This is a genomic window from Paenibacillus xanthanilyticus (assembly GCF_042682185.1).
GTDB classification, from domain to species: domain Bacteria; phylum Bacillota; class Bacilli; order Paenibacillales; family Paenibacillaceae; genus Paenibacillus_Z; species Paenibacillus_Z xanthanilyticus.
The window spans coordinates 3,124,459-3,141,350 of record NZ_JBHUHA010000001.1 but is presented as its reverse complement, the minus strand read 5'-3'; the positions used below and the strand labels follow the sequence as shown (position 1 = coordinate 3,141,350).

Genomic DNA, 16,892 nt, shown 5'->3' with positions numbered 1-16,892 from the left:
GCGAGGTGAGCAATCAACGAATGGTACTCCTCGAACTGGAACTGATCGGATTCAAGGGCGCGCGCCACTTCAAACTGGACTCAGCCGGCGGCGCCGACCTAGATGTCTTCGGTGAAAACGCCGCAGGCAAGACCACGCTGTTCGATGCTTTCACCTGGCTCAAGTTCGATAAGGACAGCCAAAACAAGAAGGACTTCAACATTAAGACGCTGGATTCTGCGGGCAAGGTCGAGCAAAGCGGTGCCGACCATGAGGTTCGGGCAGTGCTGCAGGTGAACGGTAAGCGAGTTGAGCTGCGTAAGGTCTTCCGAGAGAAATGGTCCAAGAAACGCGGATCCGCGATCGCGGAATTCACCGGCCACGAGACGGACTACTTTATCGACGGCGTCCCGGTCAAGAAAGGGGAGTTCAACGCCTATGTTGACAGCCTAGTGAAAGAGGACCTGTTCAAACTGCTGACTAGCCCGACATTCTTCAACGAGCAACTGAAATGGCAAGACCGTCGGAAGATCCTGTTGGAAGTGTGCGGCGACATGTCCGACGCCGATGTCATCGCGGGAAATGCCGAGCTGGCCGAGCTGCCGGCCATCCTGGGCGATAGGTCGATTGAGGATCAGCGCAAGGTGATCGCGGCCAAGCGCGCCGAGATTAACAAGCAAATAGAGATGATTCCGACCCGGATAGACGAGGTCAACCGCTCTTTCCCTGACCTGCCAACCTATAGCGAGGATGTGCTGGATCAGCAAATCGAAGTACTGAAGGGGCGAATCGCCGCTAAAGAGGCTGAACAACAGCGAATCGAATCCGGCGCTGAGTTGGTCGCAAAGCAGAAGCGCGTCGCTGAGATCGAAGGCGAGTTGCTGCAGATCAAGAACGAAGTGCAGTCCGGCGCCCTCGATGATCTGGCCGCCAAGCGTCGAACGTTGGACGACAAGCGGCGGAAGGCACAAGAAGTCGAATTTGAAATTGCTTCTCTTCGAAGACAGATCGAGAGGAACGACGTTGTCATCAAAGATCGTGAAGCCGAGGCCGAGAAGCTGAGGGCCGAATGGCGCAAGGTCGATGCGGAAACTTTTGAAGGGCATTCACATGCGACCGACTGCCCGACATGCGGACAAGCTCTCCCGGAGGAGCAGGTCGCTGAAGCGCACGAAAAGGCGCTCAAGTCGTTCAACGTCAGTAAGTCGAATCGTAAAGAGCGAATCTTCGTCACTGGGAAGGCGGCTGCCGAAGAGGCCGGGCGGTTGAAGGCAGCTAATACTGATCAACTGGTCATGGTTGAGCAGATGCAAGCAGGGCTGCATGCAGCACGAGAGGCAGTCAGGGCTGCAGAGGCCGAGCTGGCTGCGACTTCCCCGGCACCGGATATTTCGAACCATCCAGCGTATACAGCCAAGCTCGAGGAGAAAGCTGCCGTTGAGAGCGAGATCACTGGGCTGCGGTCCGCTTCGCAAAGTGCGTTATCCGATGCCCGCATGCAGTTGGCGAAGATGCGGATGGAAGCCGAGGCGCTCGAACGTGACAAGGCTAAGTTCGGACAAGTCAACGCGGCGAAGCAGCGGATCGCGGACCTGAAGGCAGAAGAGCGACAGCTGGCCGCGGCCTATGAGCAACTGGAGCGCGAGCTGTTCTTGACGGAAGAGTTCATCCGGACGAAGGTGACCATGCTCGAGGAGAAGATCAACGGCAAGTTCAGATTTGCACGCTTTAAACTCTTCGAGCAGCAGATCAACGGCGGACTGACCGAGTGCTGCGAGACGCTCTACAACGGCGTGCCTTACAGCGACATGAATAACGCCGCAAGGATCAATGTCGGACTAGACATCATCAATACTCTTTCGGAGCATTACGGCTTCGCGGCGCCGATCTTCATCGACAACGCAGAAGCAGTGACCCAGCTGGCCGAGACGCGCGGGCAGCAGATCCGGCTGATCGTTAGCAAGGGCGACAAGCAGCTGAGAGTCGTGCCAGCAAACAACCAGGAGGCGATCTAATTGAGCGAACAGCAGAACCAGCAGCAGCTTGCAAAGGTGGAATTGTCGGCGTCTGAACGATTCATGAAAAAGGTGGTCACGGAGTACAGCAGCGGGGTGGGCGCGGTAGCGCTGACCAACTTCCAGCAGCGCCTAGCGCAGAATTACTTCGTTGCCATCGACGCGGCTTTGAAGATGGCTGAGGAGAAACGCCTGAAGAAACGGCAAAACCAAGACCCTCTCGCGGTAGCCTGGCAGAACGTCAACATGGAGAAGCTTTCGCGCGACGTCGTGGCTATGGCTCGGATCGGATTCGACCCGGCTCAGAAAAACCATATCAATATGGTTCCATTCAAAAACAACACGCTCGGAAAATATGACATCACCTTCGTAGAAGGATACCGCGGTATGGAGTTGAAGGCCAAGAAATACGGTCTCGAGATTCCGGATCACGTTGTAGTGGAGGTCGTGTATAGCACCGACCGATTCAAGTCAATCAAGAAGGACCGGAACAATCCTTATGAGAATTACGAGTTCGAAATTACGAACGAATTCGATCGCGGCAATGTTGTCGGCGGATTCTACTACCACATTTTCAATAACGCGCCCGAGAAGAACAAGCTCGTAACCATGAACCTCAAGGACATCGAGAAGCGGAAGCCGCAATACGCAAGCGCGGAATTCTGGGGCGGAGAGAAAGACGTCTGGAAGGACGGGAAGAAGGTCGGCACCGAGAAGGTGGAGGGCTGGTACGAAAAAATGGTCTGGAAGACGATTTCTCGCGCAGCTTACGGAGATATCACGATCGACAGCCAGAAGATCGACGACGATTACATGCGCTTGAAGCAAAACGAATATGAAATGACTGCTGCCGAGACGGCCGAGGAGATTCGGCAGAATGCCAACCGCGATGCGATTGACGTCGATTTCACGGCCCACGATGGCGAAGCGGAGATCATCACCCCGCAACAAGAGAACTCGTCGCCTTCTGAGCCGTCAGCTGGAAGCAGTCCGGGGTTCTGATGATCAAGATCACGCCAATCGGATCGAGCAGCGCGGGCAATGCCTATCACGTCACGGACGGCCAGACGGATCTTCTTCTGGAGGCCGGCGTCCGATACAAGGACATGCAACGGGCGCTGAATTATAAGATGTCGGGGATCGCCGGTTGCCTGATCACACACGAGCACGGCGACCATGTCAAATACGCATCGGATGTCATGCGGGCGGGGATCGACGTGTTCTGCTCAAAGGGGACGGCAGCCGCGGCTGGGCTGGAAGGTCATCGCGTGGCGCAGATCGCTGCAGGAACCACCTTCACGATCGATACGTGGACCATTCTCCCCTTCCGTGTCGAGCACGACGTCGAGGAGCCGCTAGGCTTCCTGATGGCGAACAAGGCGGGCGAGAAGATGCTGTTCGCGACGGATACCTACTACGTTCGATACCGGTTCAATGGCCTAACGCACATTATGATCGAATGCAATTACAGCGAGGTTATCGTCGAGCGGAACATCCAGTCCGCCCCCGAAGAGCTCCGGCCGCAGCTGATTAGTAGGAGCCGCCGATTGCTCCGATCGCACTTCAGCCTTGAAAACGTAAAGGGCTTTTTCCAGAAGAACGACATGAGCCGCGTACAGGAGATCTGGCTACTCCACCTCTCGGACGCAAACAGCGACGAGGAAATGTTCAAGCGAGAAATACAGGGGCTGACGGGCGCAATCGTCCGGGTAGCCAATCGATAACGAAGGGATGAACGACATTGACAACCTCCAGAGAAACCATTGAAAAAGTACAGCTGCAGTTGACCATGCCGGCGTTTCAATCCTACGATCGCGGGACGGTCATGCAGCTTATGAACTACGCCGCAGAGCTCGAGCGCCGCAACAACGAACTCAATGCCCGACTCGACCGAATGGCCGAGCATGCGAAGATCCAGGACAATCTGAGCCGTGCCGCGATCGAACGGATGGCCGGTAACATCGCTCAGCTGAGCAGCGAGCTTCGCGAGGAGCGCGAAGGCCGTAAGATTCCGGTACCGCGGGAAGTGGCCGTTGCGTTCGAGGAGCTGGATCTGGAGGACAGTGTTGACGCGACTGGATGGGCCGTATTCAACATTATGCGAAACCTCGATGAATCCCTGCTTAGACCTCCGGCGAGGGTTATCAAGCGCCATTTTATCGGCAAACCCTACGAGCTCATGGAATTCTTCGTCAACGGCTACACGATCGAGGAACCGGCCGAAAAGTCCGCAACCGACTACATTGCAGAACAGCTTGAGCAGATGAAGTCTGGTAGCAAGCCTTTGCTGGTCATTGCTCTGAGCGGCCTAGGCACAGCATACAAACTCCCCCATTGATCGAAGGTGAGGTGGAATGGCAAACCCGCAGCCGGACAAACACACCCGGATCGCGAACGAGTTGATGGACATAGTTCCGTTTTATCAATTCAATGGGTCGCAACTCCGTATCATCATAGTGGTCTGGCGCAACACATACGGTTGGAACCGGAAAGATCATGATTTATCGCTTTCCTTCATTCATGAGAGGACCAGGTTATCGGAAGGGACCGTGAAGAAAGAAATATCGCTCTTGATAAAAGCTAACGTCCTGGTTGTGACCCAGAAAGCGACGAAGACGTCGGCTCGAAGGTTGGCTTTCAATAAAAATTATGAGGCATGGACAATTCCGAAAAGCGGTGACGATATGGAGAATTTTTGGGACTATGAGGGGTCCGATTGCACCCCTCCCATAGAAGGTGAGGAGGGGTCCGATTGCACCCCTCCTGAGGGGTCCGATTGCACCCCTCAAGTAGCTACTATGAGGGGTCCGATTGCACCCCCAAAGAAAGACATTCTTTTAAAGACATCTTTTAAAGACAATGTCGATCTATTCGAAATCTTCTACTCAACCTATCCAAGAAGAGTTTCTCGGCAAGCAGCTGAGAAAGCGTGGAAGAAGTTAGCAAAGGAACCCGCATTCAATCCTGAATTGATCATCCGCAACACGAAGAACTTTGCAAAGACATGCGAGCTTATCGGAACGCAAAAACATTTCATCCCTCATCCATCGACCTATTTAAACCAAAAGCGGTTTGAAGATTACCACGAAGTAGATCCGGAAGGGATTATGAAAGAACGGGCGCCAGCGCTGTCCAAATTCGATCAGGACAAGTTGTTGCTGCAGCAAATGTACGAGGAGGCAACCGGACGTGAGGGAGACGGAAGTAGTGAAGATGTTCGCGATCATCCGCTCGAATTACCCGAATTTTGAGGTGACCCCTGAGAAGAAGGCGACATGGATTCCTTTGATGGCTGACCTTACCTTCGACCAGGCGCTTGCGAATCTAATGGAGTTTATGAAGTACAGCAAATTCCCTCCGGTGGCTGCAGATATCATTCAGGCGGAGCCGGGTGGAATGGGCGGGAATTATGATCGGCTTCGGCACGAGACAACAGCGCGGTTCGCTGAAATGGATCGATGGGAGCAGGCAGCGCTGCCGGAATGCCCGGAACATCTTAGGCCGAAGTTGCTCGGCGGCGGGAAGGCGGGTAGCGGCGATGAACTATGAGGCGGAAGCCGCGGTGCTGGGTGCGATCCTGAATGAGCCTGAGCGCTTGGACGATTGCTACCTGCAGCCGGATGACATGGGCGACGAGCGGCACCGGCTGATTCTCCAGTACCTTTATTACTTGGCCGATAACGACATCCCGATCAACTACGTTTCGATGGCCGAGCACTCCGGACTAAACCTGATGCGGATCGGCGGCGTCAGCTACTTGACCGAGCTGGCCGGGGGCGCGCCGCCCACGAACGCGGCGACCTTTGACCATCATCAAGGAATCATCCGGGAGCATTACATCACCCGCGAGACGTTGGCCGCGTTGGAGACGGTCCAGAATGATGGCCGCGACGGGAAGCTGGAGTCGAGCGAACTGCTTGCGGCAGCGCAGGAACGTCTTGAGAGGATCGCGGAGATGGCAGGCGGGCCCGCGAAGGATACGGTGCGCAAGATGTCCGCGGTCGTCGCCGATCACGAAAAGGTCATCATCAAGCGGCAACAGCAGCGGGGCATGACCGGGGCCAAGACGGCGAGTAAAGAGCTCGATCGCCTGACAGGGGGTCACCAAGATGGTGATTTGGAGATCGTCGCGGCGCGGCCAAGCATCGGGAAGACTGCCTTTATCGTAAACGACATGCTGGAGACGGCGCGCGCGGGGCGTCCAGCAGTCCTGTTTTCCCTGGAGATGCCCGCGGACAAGGTCATCGAGCGGTTCCTATGCTGCATGGGCAACATCGACGCGACCAAGATGCGGACCGGTCAATTCTCGGATGGGGATTGGGAGCGCTGGAGCTACGCGATGGACGAGCTCGACCGGCTGCCGCTCTACATCGACGATACGCCAGGCCGGACCGTCCTCGAATTCAAGCAAGAGGTCAAACGGCTCAAGAAGCAATATCCCGGCGTCGTTATCTACGTCGACTACCTGCAGCTCATGCAGCCAGGGCGGAAATTCAGCCAGACCCGGGAAGGCGTCACCTTCGTTTCGCGACAGCTCAAGCAGGCGGCCCGCGTCAATCAATGCCCGGTCATCGCGATCAGCTCGGTCAGCCGATCGTGCGAGCAACGCCAGGACAAGCGGCCGATTATGTCCGACCTGAAGGAATCCGGCGATATCGAGTTCGAGGCGGATATCATCGCCTTCCTGTACCGGGATGACTACTATCATCCGGAAACAGAGAAGAAGAACATCGTCGAGATCATCATCGCAAAAGGCCGAAACGTCGGTACCGGCACCGTAGAGATGATCTTCTACCGGAAGACGGGGCGCTTCTTGGATCTGGATCGGAACAAGGAACAGAAGATGGGCGGCGCGCAGCAGGCGGCCAAATGAGCAAGCGGATCGAGAGCGAGGCTCAGTACAACGATTCGCTGAAATGGTTGACGGAGAAGGCGGTCAAGCTCGCCGATCCGCTCTTCCAAGGCGAGGAACGCGACAAGATGATGCGCACCTACGATTACGTGAGCGAGCAGGTACTCGACTATAAGCGCAGGGAGCGCGAGGCGTATGAAAAAGCGACCAGCACGGCCGGCACCTGACGACCTCTACGACGATACGCCGTGGGAAATATTTTACGACGATTCCGGCAAGGTGATCGGCATCCTCTATAGCAGATATCAAAGACAGCCGGTGCGGCCCGGCCATAAAGGAGACGGACGAAATGAGCAAATTGTCGAAAAAGCAGCAGGAAGTATTGGAGATCATCAAGCGTAAGATTTCAAGCACCGGGCAGGCTCCGCTGCTAACGGAAATCGCTGAAGAACTCGGCGTTGAATCTACGGCTACCGCACTGAGCCACGTTCAGAAGCTTGAAGCCAAGGGATACATCAAGCGTGATAAGACAGGGCGCCGCCAAGTAATTACTGTCCTCGATCCCGTACTAGATGCGCCAGCATCTGCGGTAACCGAGGCGGTGAGCGATTAGTGGTGCGATTCGCCAGAAAGAAGAAAGAGGCTGTTCCCGACCAGCAACCTGCCCAGCCGAGTAAATACAATTCCCAGAAAACAATCCTGACCGTGGCGACCGGCGCGACCGTCAAGGTTTCACGGCAGGACCTAAAGAGATTTATGGAGACGGCCTACAGGGAAGACGAGCACTTGATCTTTGACTCCGAACTCGAGGCGAAGTACTACCGTGACATGCTGCTACCGCTGATCAAGGATGGCCGGATCACCGTGGAGCTCCAGCCAAAATTCACCTTGCTGGAGAAATTCGAAAAGCAGGGCACCAAGCATCAGGCAATCACCTACAGCCCCGACTTCAAGGTCACCTACGTGCGAGAAGGACGGGTTGTGCTGATCGACGTCAAAGGGGCAGAGGATCAGAAGTTCCCGCTCAAACGGAAACTGTTCGACGCCAACTTCCCGGAATACCCACCGCTTGTCGTCATGAAGTACTGCAAAAAGTTCGGCGGCTGGATCACCATCGAGGAGTACATCAAGAAGAAACGCGAGGAGAACAAGCAGAAAAAGGCACAATAGCCGCGCATGCCGCTCGGCGAAGGATTCGTGCTGCCCTTAAACAGAACATCAGTTCTTAAAAGCGAGGTGGTCGCCGTGAATTGGCACAAGGCCAAGATGCGAGAGTTATACGAAATAGCCTTCCTCGACCCGGATGCGGCGCCCTGGCTTAAGGAAGGTGCTCAGGCCGAGATCGTTCGGCGCATCCAGAAACACCCGCGAATCAATTTCAAAATGAGGAAGGTGTATCCGCGGTGAGAAACAAACGCCCAATTCTAAATCAAGAAGTGGAGCGCCAGTGTGGGCGCCCGTCTAAGGAGGCGTCGTCCACCTTTCTCTCCCCAGAGGAGATCGAGGCGCGTTATGGTCCTGTTAACGTTTCGCCAAAGAAAACAAGCGGGCTGGTTGGTCTGGAAATGAGCACTCAAGCGAAGCAGGCGCGCGAGCGGATTAAGGCCAGGAATGAAAAAGCCAAAGCCGAGGGCTATAAGCAATGGACCAAGATTACCCGTCCAGACGGCTCGAAATTAACCGTTCAACGGGACGAGGTGCTTCGGCTGCTCCAACAAGGCAAGAAGCTTGCCGACATCGAGGAGCATTACAAGCTCATGCCGGGACGTTTCGGGGCGGTCATGCAGCGGTTCGGGATTAAATATAGCGAGTATCCGCAGAGCAAGGACAGAAAGCCGGTGCGGAAATGAACGCACTTAGCTTATTTAGCGGAATTGGTGGGATCGATCTTGCGGGGGAGGCGGTAGGTATTAAAACGATCGCCTTCTGCGAGCGTGAGCGATTCCCGCAGCAGGTCCTAGAGAAGCATTGGCCGGGCGTCCCTATTTACGACGACGTAAGAACGCTAACGAAAGCGAGGTTGGAGACGGATGGAATCCTCAGACCAGATCGAACAATTGACCTTATTTCAGCGGGATATCCTTGCCAGCCTTTCTCCCACGCCGGGAAGCGAGAGGGCGAGAAAGACGACCGTCACCTCTGGCCAGAAGTTAATCGACTCCTACAGGAAATCCGGCCCCGTTGGTTCCTTGGTGAGAATGTTGCTGGGCACATCTCTTTGGGGCTCGACACTGTCCTCTCTGACTTGGAAAACGCAGGTTACGACGCACAGGCATTTGTTATTCCGGCTTCGGCCGTCTCCGCGTCGCATCAAAGAGAGCGAGTCTTCATTCTGGGGTACACCGAGCGCAGCGGACTCGGTGGGGAGCCACGGCGGCGGGCAGGGGAAGAGCCTGCGGACGGACATAGCAAATTGGAAGGCGGGCCTTTGGCCAACTCCGAGAGCGAACGATGCGGAAAAGCGCGGGGAGGTATCAGCCGATCCGAGGAACGGACTACCTGCAGCAGTGATGTGGCCGACATCAGCGGCGCAGGATGCCAAGAACGCGACGCTTCCTCCTTCACAGGCGACCCGCGATACGGTGCCGGGAGCCGTCATGAGGGAAGGAGCGACAGGTCAATTGAATCCTTATTGGGTCGAGTCGCTGATGAACTTCCCTCTTGGCTGGACGGAAGTGGAATAAATCCATTGGACGCTCTACAGCAATGGATCGCTGATTACCAGCAGCCTGCACTGATGGGTCAAGAGCAGTATGATTGGGAGCCATTACGGGTGGCAACCGGAATCAAAAACCGGGCCTCAAGACTAAAGGCCCTAGGCAACGCGGTGAACCCGCTGCAAATACTCCCTATCATGGCAGCCATCAAATTACTTTTTCATCAGGAGGAGAAATCAAATGAATAAACCAACAGTCAATATCCTCTCGGTTTCTGGTGGGAAGGACAGCACTGCAATGTGGCTGCTGGCGATTGAGAAAGGCGTCAAAGTTGAACCGGTCTTTGCAGACACAGGGAACGAGCATCCAATGACTTATGAATATCTCGATTACCTTGAACGCGAGCTAGGTACAATCCGTCGGGTTAAGGCGGACTTCTCCCGACGGATCGCAAAGAGAAAGGAATACGTCGTAACTCATTGGCCTTCTAAGCTCCAAAAGGATGTCCCTGGGCAGTGGATCAAAATCTCGGACGAAGAAGACCTTGTTCCTCCGGCTTTCGAGCCGCCAGACCCCTACAAGCCATATAACGGGGTTGCAGGGTGGCGATGGGAGCCGACGGTTAAGGGGATGACCCCGGAGGAAACAGAGGTCATCGTACAGCGCGCGCTGACGGCCCTGGTACCAAGCGGCAATCCATTCCTTGATCTGTGCATCTGGAAAGGGAGATTCCCATCGACGAAGGCTAGGTTTTGTACTACCTTTCTGAAAACAGATGTGATCTACGAACAGGTGGTCATGCCTTATCTAGAGCAAGGATTCAAAGTAGTCAGTTGGCAAGGGGTCAGAGCTGAGGAGAGTCATACACGTTCCAAATTACCTGAGCGTGAAGAAACGCCGGAAGGCCAAGAGGTGTATAGGCCGATTCTGAGATGGTTGGTTGATGATGTATTTGCTATCCATGATCGGATGGGGGTTAAACCTAACCCGCTGTATAAGCTCGGGATGTCACGAGTTGGATGCATGCCTTGCGTGAATTGCAATAAGGGAGAGCTCTTCGAAATTTCAAGAAGGTTTCCTGCCGAGATTGACCGGATTAGGGAATGGGAAGCAATTGTTAAGCAAGCCTCGAAGCGCGGCGCGGCTACATTCTTTCCGACAGCACATGGTCAAGGGAATGGAATAGACGAATGGGTCGAATGGTCAAAGACCACGCACGGCGGCAAAAATATGGATCTGCTTAAAGCCATCGAACTGGCCGACGATCCGCCGATGTGCTCGAGCGTTTACGGCCTATGCGAGTGATCAAGGGAGGGTTTCGAATGCAAGCCAGAATTTCGATTTCATAAATATCCACAACTCAAAGGCATTTCGTGCTGGAGATATCGATTTTAGCAGGACCGAAGTCATCGGGAACATACGTCAAGAACTTATTTAAATTCGAGAGGAGCAATTATAAATGCAAACAATTCTGGCAGGTAAGATCAAGGACATCAAACTCGCGAAAGAGGAAGTCATCACCATCACCCTTCACGATCTGGACGGGGATCAGCTCGAGACGCTGCGCCGGATCAAGGAGGGCGGCACCGCGCACATCTTGTTCAGCTCCTCCCAGCTGGACATCGACGATTACCGTCCGGCGGTACCGCAGCGACCGGAGGGCATCAAGTTCCATGTAAACAGCGACGGCACAGCAGAAGTCGAGTCGAAGGAAGATGATGGCCAGATGACGATCGACCAGGCTGCCGAGCAGGAGGATACTGCGGCGGAGGCGGATGGCGGCGATGACGAGAAAGCAGCCGGAGAAGGCGCCAGAGAATCGGCGGTGAGTGACGATCCGATGCACGGCGTCGATGATGAGGATCCAGATGAAAAAGAGGAGAGCGATTTGGAATCCGACGCCAGCGAGGATGACTTGCCCGGCCTGGATACCGAAGACGATCCGGGGTTTTAATCGATGCGCCGACTGAATTGGGGAATGATCGCTGTCTGGGCACTTAGCGCAGCATGCTGGGGATTAATCATAGTTTTGTTCTGGTCGATCAAATAGACACACAGCCCCGGTTCGCCGGGGCCTCCCACAAGCAAGGGGCGTGAATGGAGTGGGTGAGCGAAAAAAGAAAATACCAGATCTCGACGATCGCGGATTCATGCTTCACATGCGAGACCTGAAGCTTGCGTATCGCGAGACTTATTGGCAGCTTCGGAAGGCGCTGATCAAGTGCGGCGAAGATGGGCCTGACGCGCCGACACTGCGCGGGGCAATCTCGGACGTGAATTTCACGATCATGTGGTTGCATACCGGGAAGCTGCCTGGGAACAAGCGCGGGATCGAGCGGCGCAGCGCGTATCAGCGCGAAAAGCTGATGGACCCGGTCCGCCTGCAGGCATACGTCGAGAAGAGTAAAGCCGGCAGCCCGACGAACCTCTCCGACTGGGAGATGTTCCAGCTAGAGGAGGCGCTGCGACGGCTAAGCGATCGAGAACGCGATTGCTATGTCATGTGCCATGGGCACGGATTCAGCCATTCGTATATCGCGGAGTTGCTGAAGATCGAGAAAACCTCGGTGGACGAATACATCAAGCGCGCTCAGAAGAAAGTCAGCGCGGATCTCGGCGGCAATTTGTTCCTAATGTAAAATGCGAAGGGTTGTCCCACTGTACTGGCCGCATACACTAAACCATGAGGAGGGGATGTGATTGAAGATACTGAAGCTGTCTCCCGAGAAGGAAGACCTTCTCCACGAGATTATCGCCAGAGCGATTCAACGGGCGATGGACAACGGCACTTATGTTCACATTCCTTTACACGAAGATACAGAAGAAGAAAAGGGCGAAGTGCTGTCGATCGCTCAATGAGAAAAGCCCCAATGTGGGGCTTTTTTGTTTGACAGCAATTTGAAATCAGCAGTTTGTATAGTTTCTCAAGGATTAACCGCAACATAGTGTGAACCATCTTTAAATCGTAGCGAAAGAAGGGGCATAAGTATGGAGCACAGTGAAAAAGAACTGGCTAAAAAACAAAACAAACTAACCGTTTATAATGAGACGCACAAAGATTTTGATCCCGGCTTAACATTTAGACTTATATGGGAAGGCGATACGGATAAGGCGCCAAGAGAAACCCCGAGTCTGGGTCCAGGACAAAACGATTGGTTTAAAAGCAACAGCATTGGGAATGGGGACAATACCAGAAACATGTTTGTCAAAGTGCATTTGATTGGAAGAGGGGAAGAATTTTTTGTCGGAAATTTTAACCATCCAATATATGCCCCAGCGTTTAGTAGTGGCGTAAATTCTTCGACAGATATTAGGATTGATGTATCAACATTGAATATCTATGCTATTCACCACATGCAAATTAACACTGATACAGAAGATGTTGTAGATTTAATTGGGCCACTACCTGAAAACACCTTGAAAATAAAAGCTCTTGTGAATAGCCAATATTAATTCGAAATTAAAACCAGCACCCTTTAAGTGCTGGTTTTCTGCTTCTATCGTTAAGTTAATTTTCATAATAGTGGGTGTTTACTTTGCCGAACGACCAATGGCTGAAGCGGGTCGGCATGCCGTAAGCGCCGAACGTGTAGATAATGTCCGCGGGGCAAATTTCGTAGCGCATGGGATAGAAGTCCAGATTGAACCCTTTGGCTACTTCTGTGATCTCGTCGATGGCTCGCTCGAGCGCCTTGATTTCGTCCTGATGCACGATGCGGTTCCCCCTTCGGCAGGCGTGAAGCCCGAATTTTCCTCTTCCTTCATCTTATGGGGGGAGGGGGGCCGATATGTCGATTGCGGCGGGACATGGCTCATGTCAGGTATCGGTTGATGGGGATGTAAGGCGAAAGGCCGAGCCATGCATATGAAAAGTGAGCCAGGTCCAAGCTAAAAGGGTATGTATGTTAAGCAAGCTCTGCGTGACGTTAAAAAGCTCCGCGCCGGCGTTGTGGACACCAGTGCGGAGCGATGCGAGCATATAGACTTGCGAATGTGCCAGTACGAAAATTAGTACACGCGGCGCGCGCCAAGGTAACGCGGCGTCCAATACGAGTTGTTCTCCATCTTCTGAATATAAATGCCCTTGGAGCTCAGCGCCGAGATGAACTCGCCGTTGCCCAAATAGAAACCGACATGGTCGACCTTGCCGTTGCCGGCGATGCTGAAGAAAACGAGGTCGCCCGGACGCAGCATCGTTTTGGCGACGGCCGTGCCTTGCGTATAGAGGCTTGCGGACGTGTATCGCGGCATGGTCACGCCGAACTTATTGAACATGAAGTAGACGAAGCCCGAGCAGTCGAAGCCGGCCGTCGTCGTGCCGCCCCACAGGTAAGGCACGCCGATATACGTTTTGCTGTCCGCCAGCAGCGATTGCTTGAGCACTGCGCGCGCAATCGCCGTCTGCGTCATCGTCCCGGCCATGCCGTCCGCCGCAAGACCGTAGTCAAGCTGAAAGGCCATGACGGCGTCGCGCGTTACCGTGCCGTAATAATTCGTAATCGTCGGATAGGTGAAATAACCCAGCTGCTTCAGGACCGTCTGAAGCTTGATGACCGCATCGCCGGTCGAGCCGACTTTGAGCAGCGTGGAAGTTGTCGTCGTTGTCGAGCTGGTCGTCGTGGTTGGCGACGTCGTTGTCGTTACGGTAGTCGTTGTAGTCGTGCTGGTCGTCGGCGTTGTCGTACCCGTAGTTGTCGTAGTCGTGCCAGTCGTCGTACCTGTCGTCGAAGTGGTACCTGTCGTTGTCGTGGTACCCGACGTCGTGCTTGTCGTCGGTTCCGTCGTCGTCGTGCTCGTCACGGCCGTCGTCGGCTCCATCGTCGCGGCAAAGGTTTCAGTCACCATGCCGTTGGCGGAGATAAGGATGGATGCGCTAAGAATTGCGGCTGCTTTCTTCTTCATGAATAAGTATCCCCCTGTCGTCATTGTGAATGTCATTTTGTCGTGCCGAACCTGCGTTGGCCCGCAACTGCCTCGTAACTATATCAATCTCGCAGCTGATCAATCATCCATCAATAGCTGGAAAACCCGCGCCGCACAGGCCAAATCTCTGTTGAACCCTTGGTTTTAACGGGCTTCTCGTCGCGAGGGAATAGATGGCGATGCCGAAATGCCGGAATAACGTCCGGAATCCGGGCGAATAATTTGAAAACGCTGCAACGCTGGAAGGAGGCAAACAATGATGGGCATGCGCCTATCCGACCGCTTCGAGCGGAGGCTGAACCGTACGCTGCTCCTCGTCTGCCTGCTCGCGATTGCGCTGGTAACGGCGTACCGGATCGCCGTCTTCGAGCCGAGCGACAAAGCAATCGTGGCGCTGATGAGCGACAGCCGGGTGCGCGTCTCCTCGTCGTCGGAATGGTGGCTGCTGGAGCCTGCGCAAGGCGACCGAAAATCCCCCGGCGTCATCGTGTACCCCGGTCTGCTGGCGGATGCGGCGGGGTATTCGCCATGGGCGCGCATGCTGGCCGAGCGCGGCTATCCCGTCTATCTGGTCAAAATGCCGCTTCATTTCTCGCCGCTTGCACCCGAGCGCGCGACGCATATTTTGAACAAGCACCCCCGCGAGGCGTTCGTGATCGGCGGCCATTCCTTGGGCGGCGCGGTAGCCGCCCGTTACGCGGCCTCGCATCGCGAGCGTGTGGAAGGCTTGTTCCTCATCGCTTCCTTCATTGACCGCGAAGCGGGAAAGGAAGTAGTCGGGCTGCCCGTGCTGCAGGTGGCGGCTACGAAAGACGGCATTATTACGCTGAACGTCTCGGACCGCGAGCGCGAGCAGCTGCCGGGCACGACCGAGTACGTCAATATTCGCGGCGGCAATCATCAGCAGTTCGCTTCTTATGCAGAAGAATGGCAGGACTATCCGCCCGCCATCTCGGAGGCCGAGCAGCTCTCGTTAACGGCCGGTGCATTGGAAAATTGGCTCTCGCATTTAGGTTCTACTCTATCTTTCGACAGAACGCACTCTTTTCGTAAGTAAAATGTAAAAAGATCGCAAAAAAACGGGAATTTTGCAGTTTCGCCATGTATAATGGGGGGAAAGTAGGCGAGGACCTGTCAGGGAGCGTCAGATGCATGGGCGAACAAAATTGGATCACCTTATTGACCCATGAGTTTCATGGGCTGCTTTATATATTCGGGGCTTGTCTTCTGTCTCTGGTCGTGACGCTGAAGCTGTTCGGAGAGACGCGGAGAAGGCTTGCCTATGTCATCATCTTGGCGCTGCTATCGTGTCTGTATTTCGCGACCGAGACGGTCGATCCGTTCGTCTATGCCGTTCATTTGACGCCCCTCTCGATCGCGCTCGCGGTTTTGTTCGAAGGGCTTGTGCCAGGCTTGGCCGCATGGGCGGCTTTTACGCTGTGCGGCACGTTAATTGTCGGCAACGACTGGCTGCCGACGATCGCCGGCACGACCGCGATGCTGCTGCTCGGCGCCTATTTCGATCGCCGCACTACGGGGTGCGTCTCATATGCCCGGTATTTGCAGCGGTATCTCCTTCTCGTGGCGATGCATGTCGCGATCTATCTGGCGTGGGGATATGGAATCGGGAACGGACTTCCGGGCGGCAGGGCGACGCTCTGGACCCTCCTGGGCACGGTCGTCTCCTCGCTGCTCGTCAGCGCCGTGTACCATCGGGTGAAGTATCAGGAGTATTTGCAAATGGAGTTGATGAATGCGGAGAAGTATCAGGTCATCGGGCAGATGGCCGCCTCGATCTCGCACGAGATCCGCAACCCATTGACGACGGCGAAAGGCTTCCTGCAGCTGATGGGCAAGAAAGGCCTTAACGAGGAGACGCGCGAGCGATATCGGGAATATGCCGCCGAGGGAATCAATCACGCGAACGCCATTATTTCGGATTACTTAAATTATGCCAAGCCGACCCGCGAGCCTCAGCAGCCGATTGATATCCGGGCCGAACTGGATGGCTTGATGCCGTGGGTGATGCCGCTGTCCACGATGGCGGACGTGGAGGTTCGGATCCAGCACATGAAGGACGGTCCGCTCATGATGCTCGGGGAGCCGAAGAAATTCCAGCAGTGCATGCTGAATATACTCAAGAACGCGATTGAATCGATGCCGACCGGGGGCACGATGACGGTCATGACGTGGACGGAAGGCGGCAAGCTGTGCATCCAAGTGTCGGATACGGGAGTTGGCATGAGCGAAGAACAGCTGAGGCAGATCGGCAAGCCGTTCTTCACGACGAAGGAAGCGGGAACCGGGCTCGGCATGCTCGTGGTTATACAGCTCGTTCAGCTGATGTCCGGCACGATCCGGTACAAGAGCAAGCTCGGCCAGGGTACCGTATGCGACATCCGATTCAAGCGCTATGAGCCGGTGAGGCTGGAACGCACCTCGTGACCAGGTTTGGATAGGGGTTAC

20 protein-coding genes and 1 pseudogene are annotated in these 16,892 nt (G+C 54.8%); 19 read left to right on the top strand and 2 right to left on the bottom strand.

Features of this window, described 5'->3' with window-relative positions:
* Positions 1–5: 5 nt before the first annotated feature.
* The 17 genes from ACFSKT_RS13305 (at position 6) to ACFSKT_RS13225 (ending at position 12,956) form a co-directional block, all read left to right on the top strand.
* Positions 6–1,994 carry an AAA family ATPase gene (locus tag ACFSKT_RS13305; protein ID WP_377721483.1) on the top strand — a complete coding sequence of 663 codons (1,989 nt, stop codon included), beginning with the start codon at positions 6–8 and terminating at the stop codon, positions 1,992–1,994.
* Entirely contained in the window at positions 1,995–2,996 is a 1,002-nt protein-coding gene (locus tag ACFSKT_RS13300) for a recombinase family protein (protein WP_377721482.1), read from the top strand.
* Positions 2,996–3,718: an MBL fold metallo-hydrolase gene (locus tag ACFSKT_RS13295; RefSeq protein WP_377721481.1), complete on the top strand. Its 723-nt coding sequence runs from the start codon at positions 2,996–2,998 to the stop codon at positions 3,716–3,718. Before ACFSKT_RS13300 ends, ACFSKT_RS13295 begins: the two co-directional genes overlap by 1 nt.
* A 17-nt stretch (positions 3,719–3,735) precedes the next feature.
* On the top strand, positions 3,736–4,332 hold the full coding sequence (locus ACFSKT_RS13290) for a hypothetical protein (RefSeq protein WP_377721480.1): 597 nt from the start codon (positions 3,736–3,738) through the stop codon (positions 4,330–4,332).
* A 16-nt stretch (positions 4,333–4,348) separates the two neighbouring features.
* Positions 4,349–5,245 carry a replication protein gene (locus tag ACFSKT_RS13285; protein ID WP_377721479.1) on the top strand — a complete coding sequence of 299 codons (897 nt, stop codon included), beginning with the start codon at positions 4,349–4,351 and terminating at the stop codon, positions 5,243–5,245.
* The gene (locus ACFSKT_RS13280) at positions 5,202–5,543 is read left to right on the top strand and encodes a hypothetical protein (protein ID WP_377721478.1); all 342 of its coding nucleotides are present in this window, start codon (positions 5,202–5,204) and stop codon (positions 5,541–5,543) included. The genes ACFSKT_RS13285 and ACFSKT_RS13280 overlap by 44 nt, the downstream gene beginning before the upstream one ends.
* Positions 5,533–6,867 carry a replicative DNA helicase gene (locus ACFSKT_RS13275; RefSeq protein ID WP_377721477.1) on the top strand — a complete coding sequence of 445 codons (1,335 nt, stop codon included), beginning with the start codon at positions 5,533–5,535 and terminating at the stop codon, positions 6,865–6,867. Before ACFSKT_RS13280 ends, ACFSKT_RS13275 begins: the two co-directional genes overlap by 11 nt.
* Positions 6,864–7,073 carry a hypothetical protein gene (locus tag ACFSKT_RS13270; RefSeq protein ID WP_377721476.1) on the top strand — a complete coding sequence of 70 codons (210 nt, stop codon included), beginning with the start codon at positions 6,864–6,866 and terminating at the stop codon, positions 7,071–7,073. Before ACFSKT_RS13275 ends, ACFSKT_RS13270 begins: the two co-directional genes overlap by 4 nt.
* A 122-nt stretch (positions 7,074–7,195) precedes the next feature.
* The gene (locus ACFSKT_RS13265) at positions 7,196–7,459 is read left to right on the top strand and encodes a LexA family protein (RefSeq protein ID WP_377721475.1); all 264 of its coding nucleotides are present in this window, start codon (positions 7,196–7,198) and stop codon (positions 7,457–7,459) included.
* Positions 7,459–8,016: a DUF1064 domain-containing protein gene (locus ACFSKT_RS13260; protein WP_377721474.1), complete on the top strand. Its 558-nt coding sequence runs from the start codon at positions 7,459–7,461 to the stop codon at positions 8,014–8,016. Before ACFSKT_RS13265 ends, ACFSKT_RS13260 begins: the two co-directional genes overlap by 1 nt.
* A gap of 233 nt (positions 8,017–8,249) precedes the next feature.
* A complete protein-coding gene (locus tag ACFSKT_RS13255; RefSeq protein WP_377721473.1) occupies positions 8,250–8,696 on the top strand; it encodes a hypothetical protein in 447 nt (148 codons plus the stop codon).
* The gene (locus tag ACFSKT_RS13250) at positions 8,693–9,751 is read left to right on the top strand and encodes a DNA cytosine methyltransferase (RefSeq protein ID WP_377721472.1); all 1,059 of its coding nucleotides are present in this window, start codon (positions 8,693–8,695) and stop codon (positions 9,749–9,751) included. Before ACFSKT_RS13255 ends, ACFSKT_RS13250 begins: the two co-directional genes overlap by 4 nt.
* Positions 9,744–10,808 carry a phosphoadenosine phosphosulfate reductase domain-containing protein gene (locus ACFSKT_RS13245; RefSeq protein WP_377721471.1) on the top strand — a complete coding sequence of 355 codons (1,065 nt, stop codon included), beginning with the start codon at positions 9,744–9,746 and terminating at the stop codon, positions 10,806–10,808. The genes ACFSKT_RS13250 and ACFSKT_RS13245 overlap by 8 nt, the downstream gene beginning before the upstream one ends.
* 154 nt (positions 10,809–10,962) lie before the next feature.
* Complete coding sequence (locus tag ACFSKT_RS13240) at positions 10,963–11,457, top strand: hypothetical protein (protein WP_377721470.1); 495 nt, start codon at positions 10,963–10,965, stop codon at positions 11,455–11,457.
* 148 nt (positions 11,458–11,605) lie between these two features.
* Complete coding sequence (locus ACFSKT_RS13235) at positions 11,606–12,142, top strand: sigma factor-like helix-turn-helix DNA-binding protein (RefSeq protein ID WP_377721469.1); 537 nt, start codon at positions 11,606–11,608, stop codon at positions 12,140–12,142.
* A 61-nt stretch (positions 12,143–12,203) separates the two neighbouring features.
* Complete coding sequence (locus ACFSKT_RS13230) at positions 12,204–12,362, top strand: hypothetical protein (protein ID WP_377721468.1); 159 nt, start codon at positions 12,204–12,206, stop codon at positions 12,360–12,362.
* Positions 12,363–12,491: 129 nt separating this feature from the next.
* Positions 12,492–12,956 carry a hypothetical protein gene (locus tag ACFSKT_RS13225; RefSeq protein WP_377721467.1) on the top strand — a complete coding sequence of 155 codons (465 nt, stop codon included), beginning with the start codon at positions 12,492–12,494 and terminating at the stop codon, positions 12,954–12,956.
* An 82-nt stretch (positions 12,957–13,038) separates the two neighbouring features.
* Here the strand turns inward: ACFSKT_RS13225 and ACFSKT_RS13220 are convergent.
* Together ACFSKT_RS13220 and ACFSKT_RS13215 are read right to left on the bottom strand one after the other, a co-directional pair.
* Positions 13,039–13,215: pseudogene (locus ACFSKT_RS13220) on the bottom strand (SpoVR family protein); the annotation flags it as partial.
* Positions 13,216–13,511: 296 nt separating this feature from the next.
* Entirely contained in the window at positions 13,512–14,405 is an 894-nt protein-coding gene (locus ACFSKT_RS13215) for a C40 family peptidase (RefSeq protein WP_377721466.1), read from the bottom strand.
* A 277-nt stretch (positions 14,406–14,682) separates the two neighbouring features.
* Between ACFSKT_RS13215 and ACFSKT_RS13210 the strand changes: the two genes are divergently transcribed.
* Both ACFSKT_RS13210 and ACFSKT_RS13205 read left to right on the top strand, forming a co-directional pair.
* Positions 14,683–15,483 carry an alpha/beta fold hydrolase gene (locus ACFSKT_RS13210; RefSeq protein ID WP_377721465.1) on the top strand — a complete coding sequence of 267 codons (801 nt, stop codon included), beginning with the start codon at positions 14,683–14,685 and terminating at the stop codon, positions 15,481–15,483.
* 95 nt (positions 15,484–15,578) lie between these two features.
* Entirely contained in the window at positions 15,579–16,871 is a 1,293-nt protein-coding gene (locus ACFSKT_RS13205; RefSeq protein WP_377721464.1) for an ATP-binding protein, read from the top strand.
* Positions 16,872–16,892 lie beyond the last annotated feature (21 nt).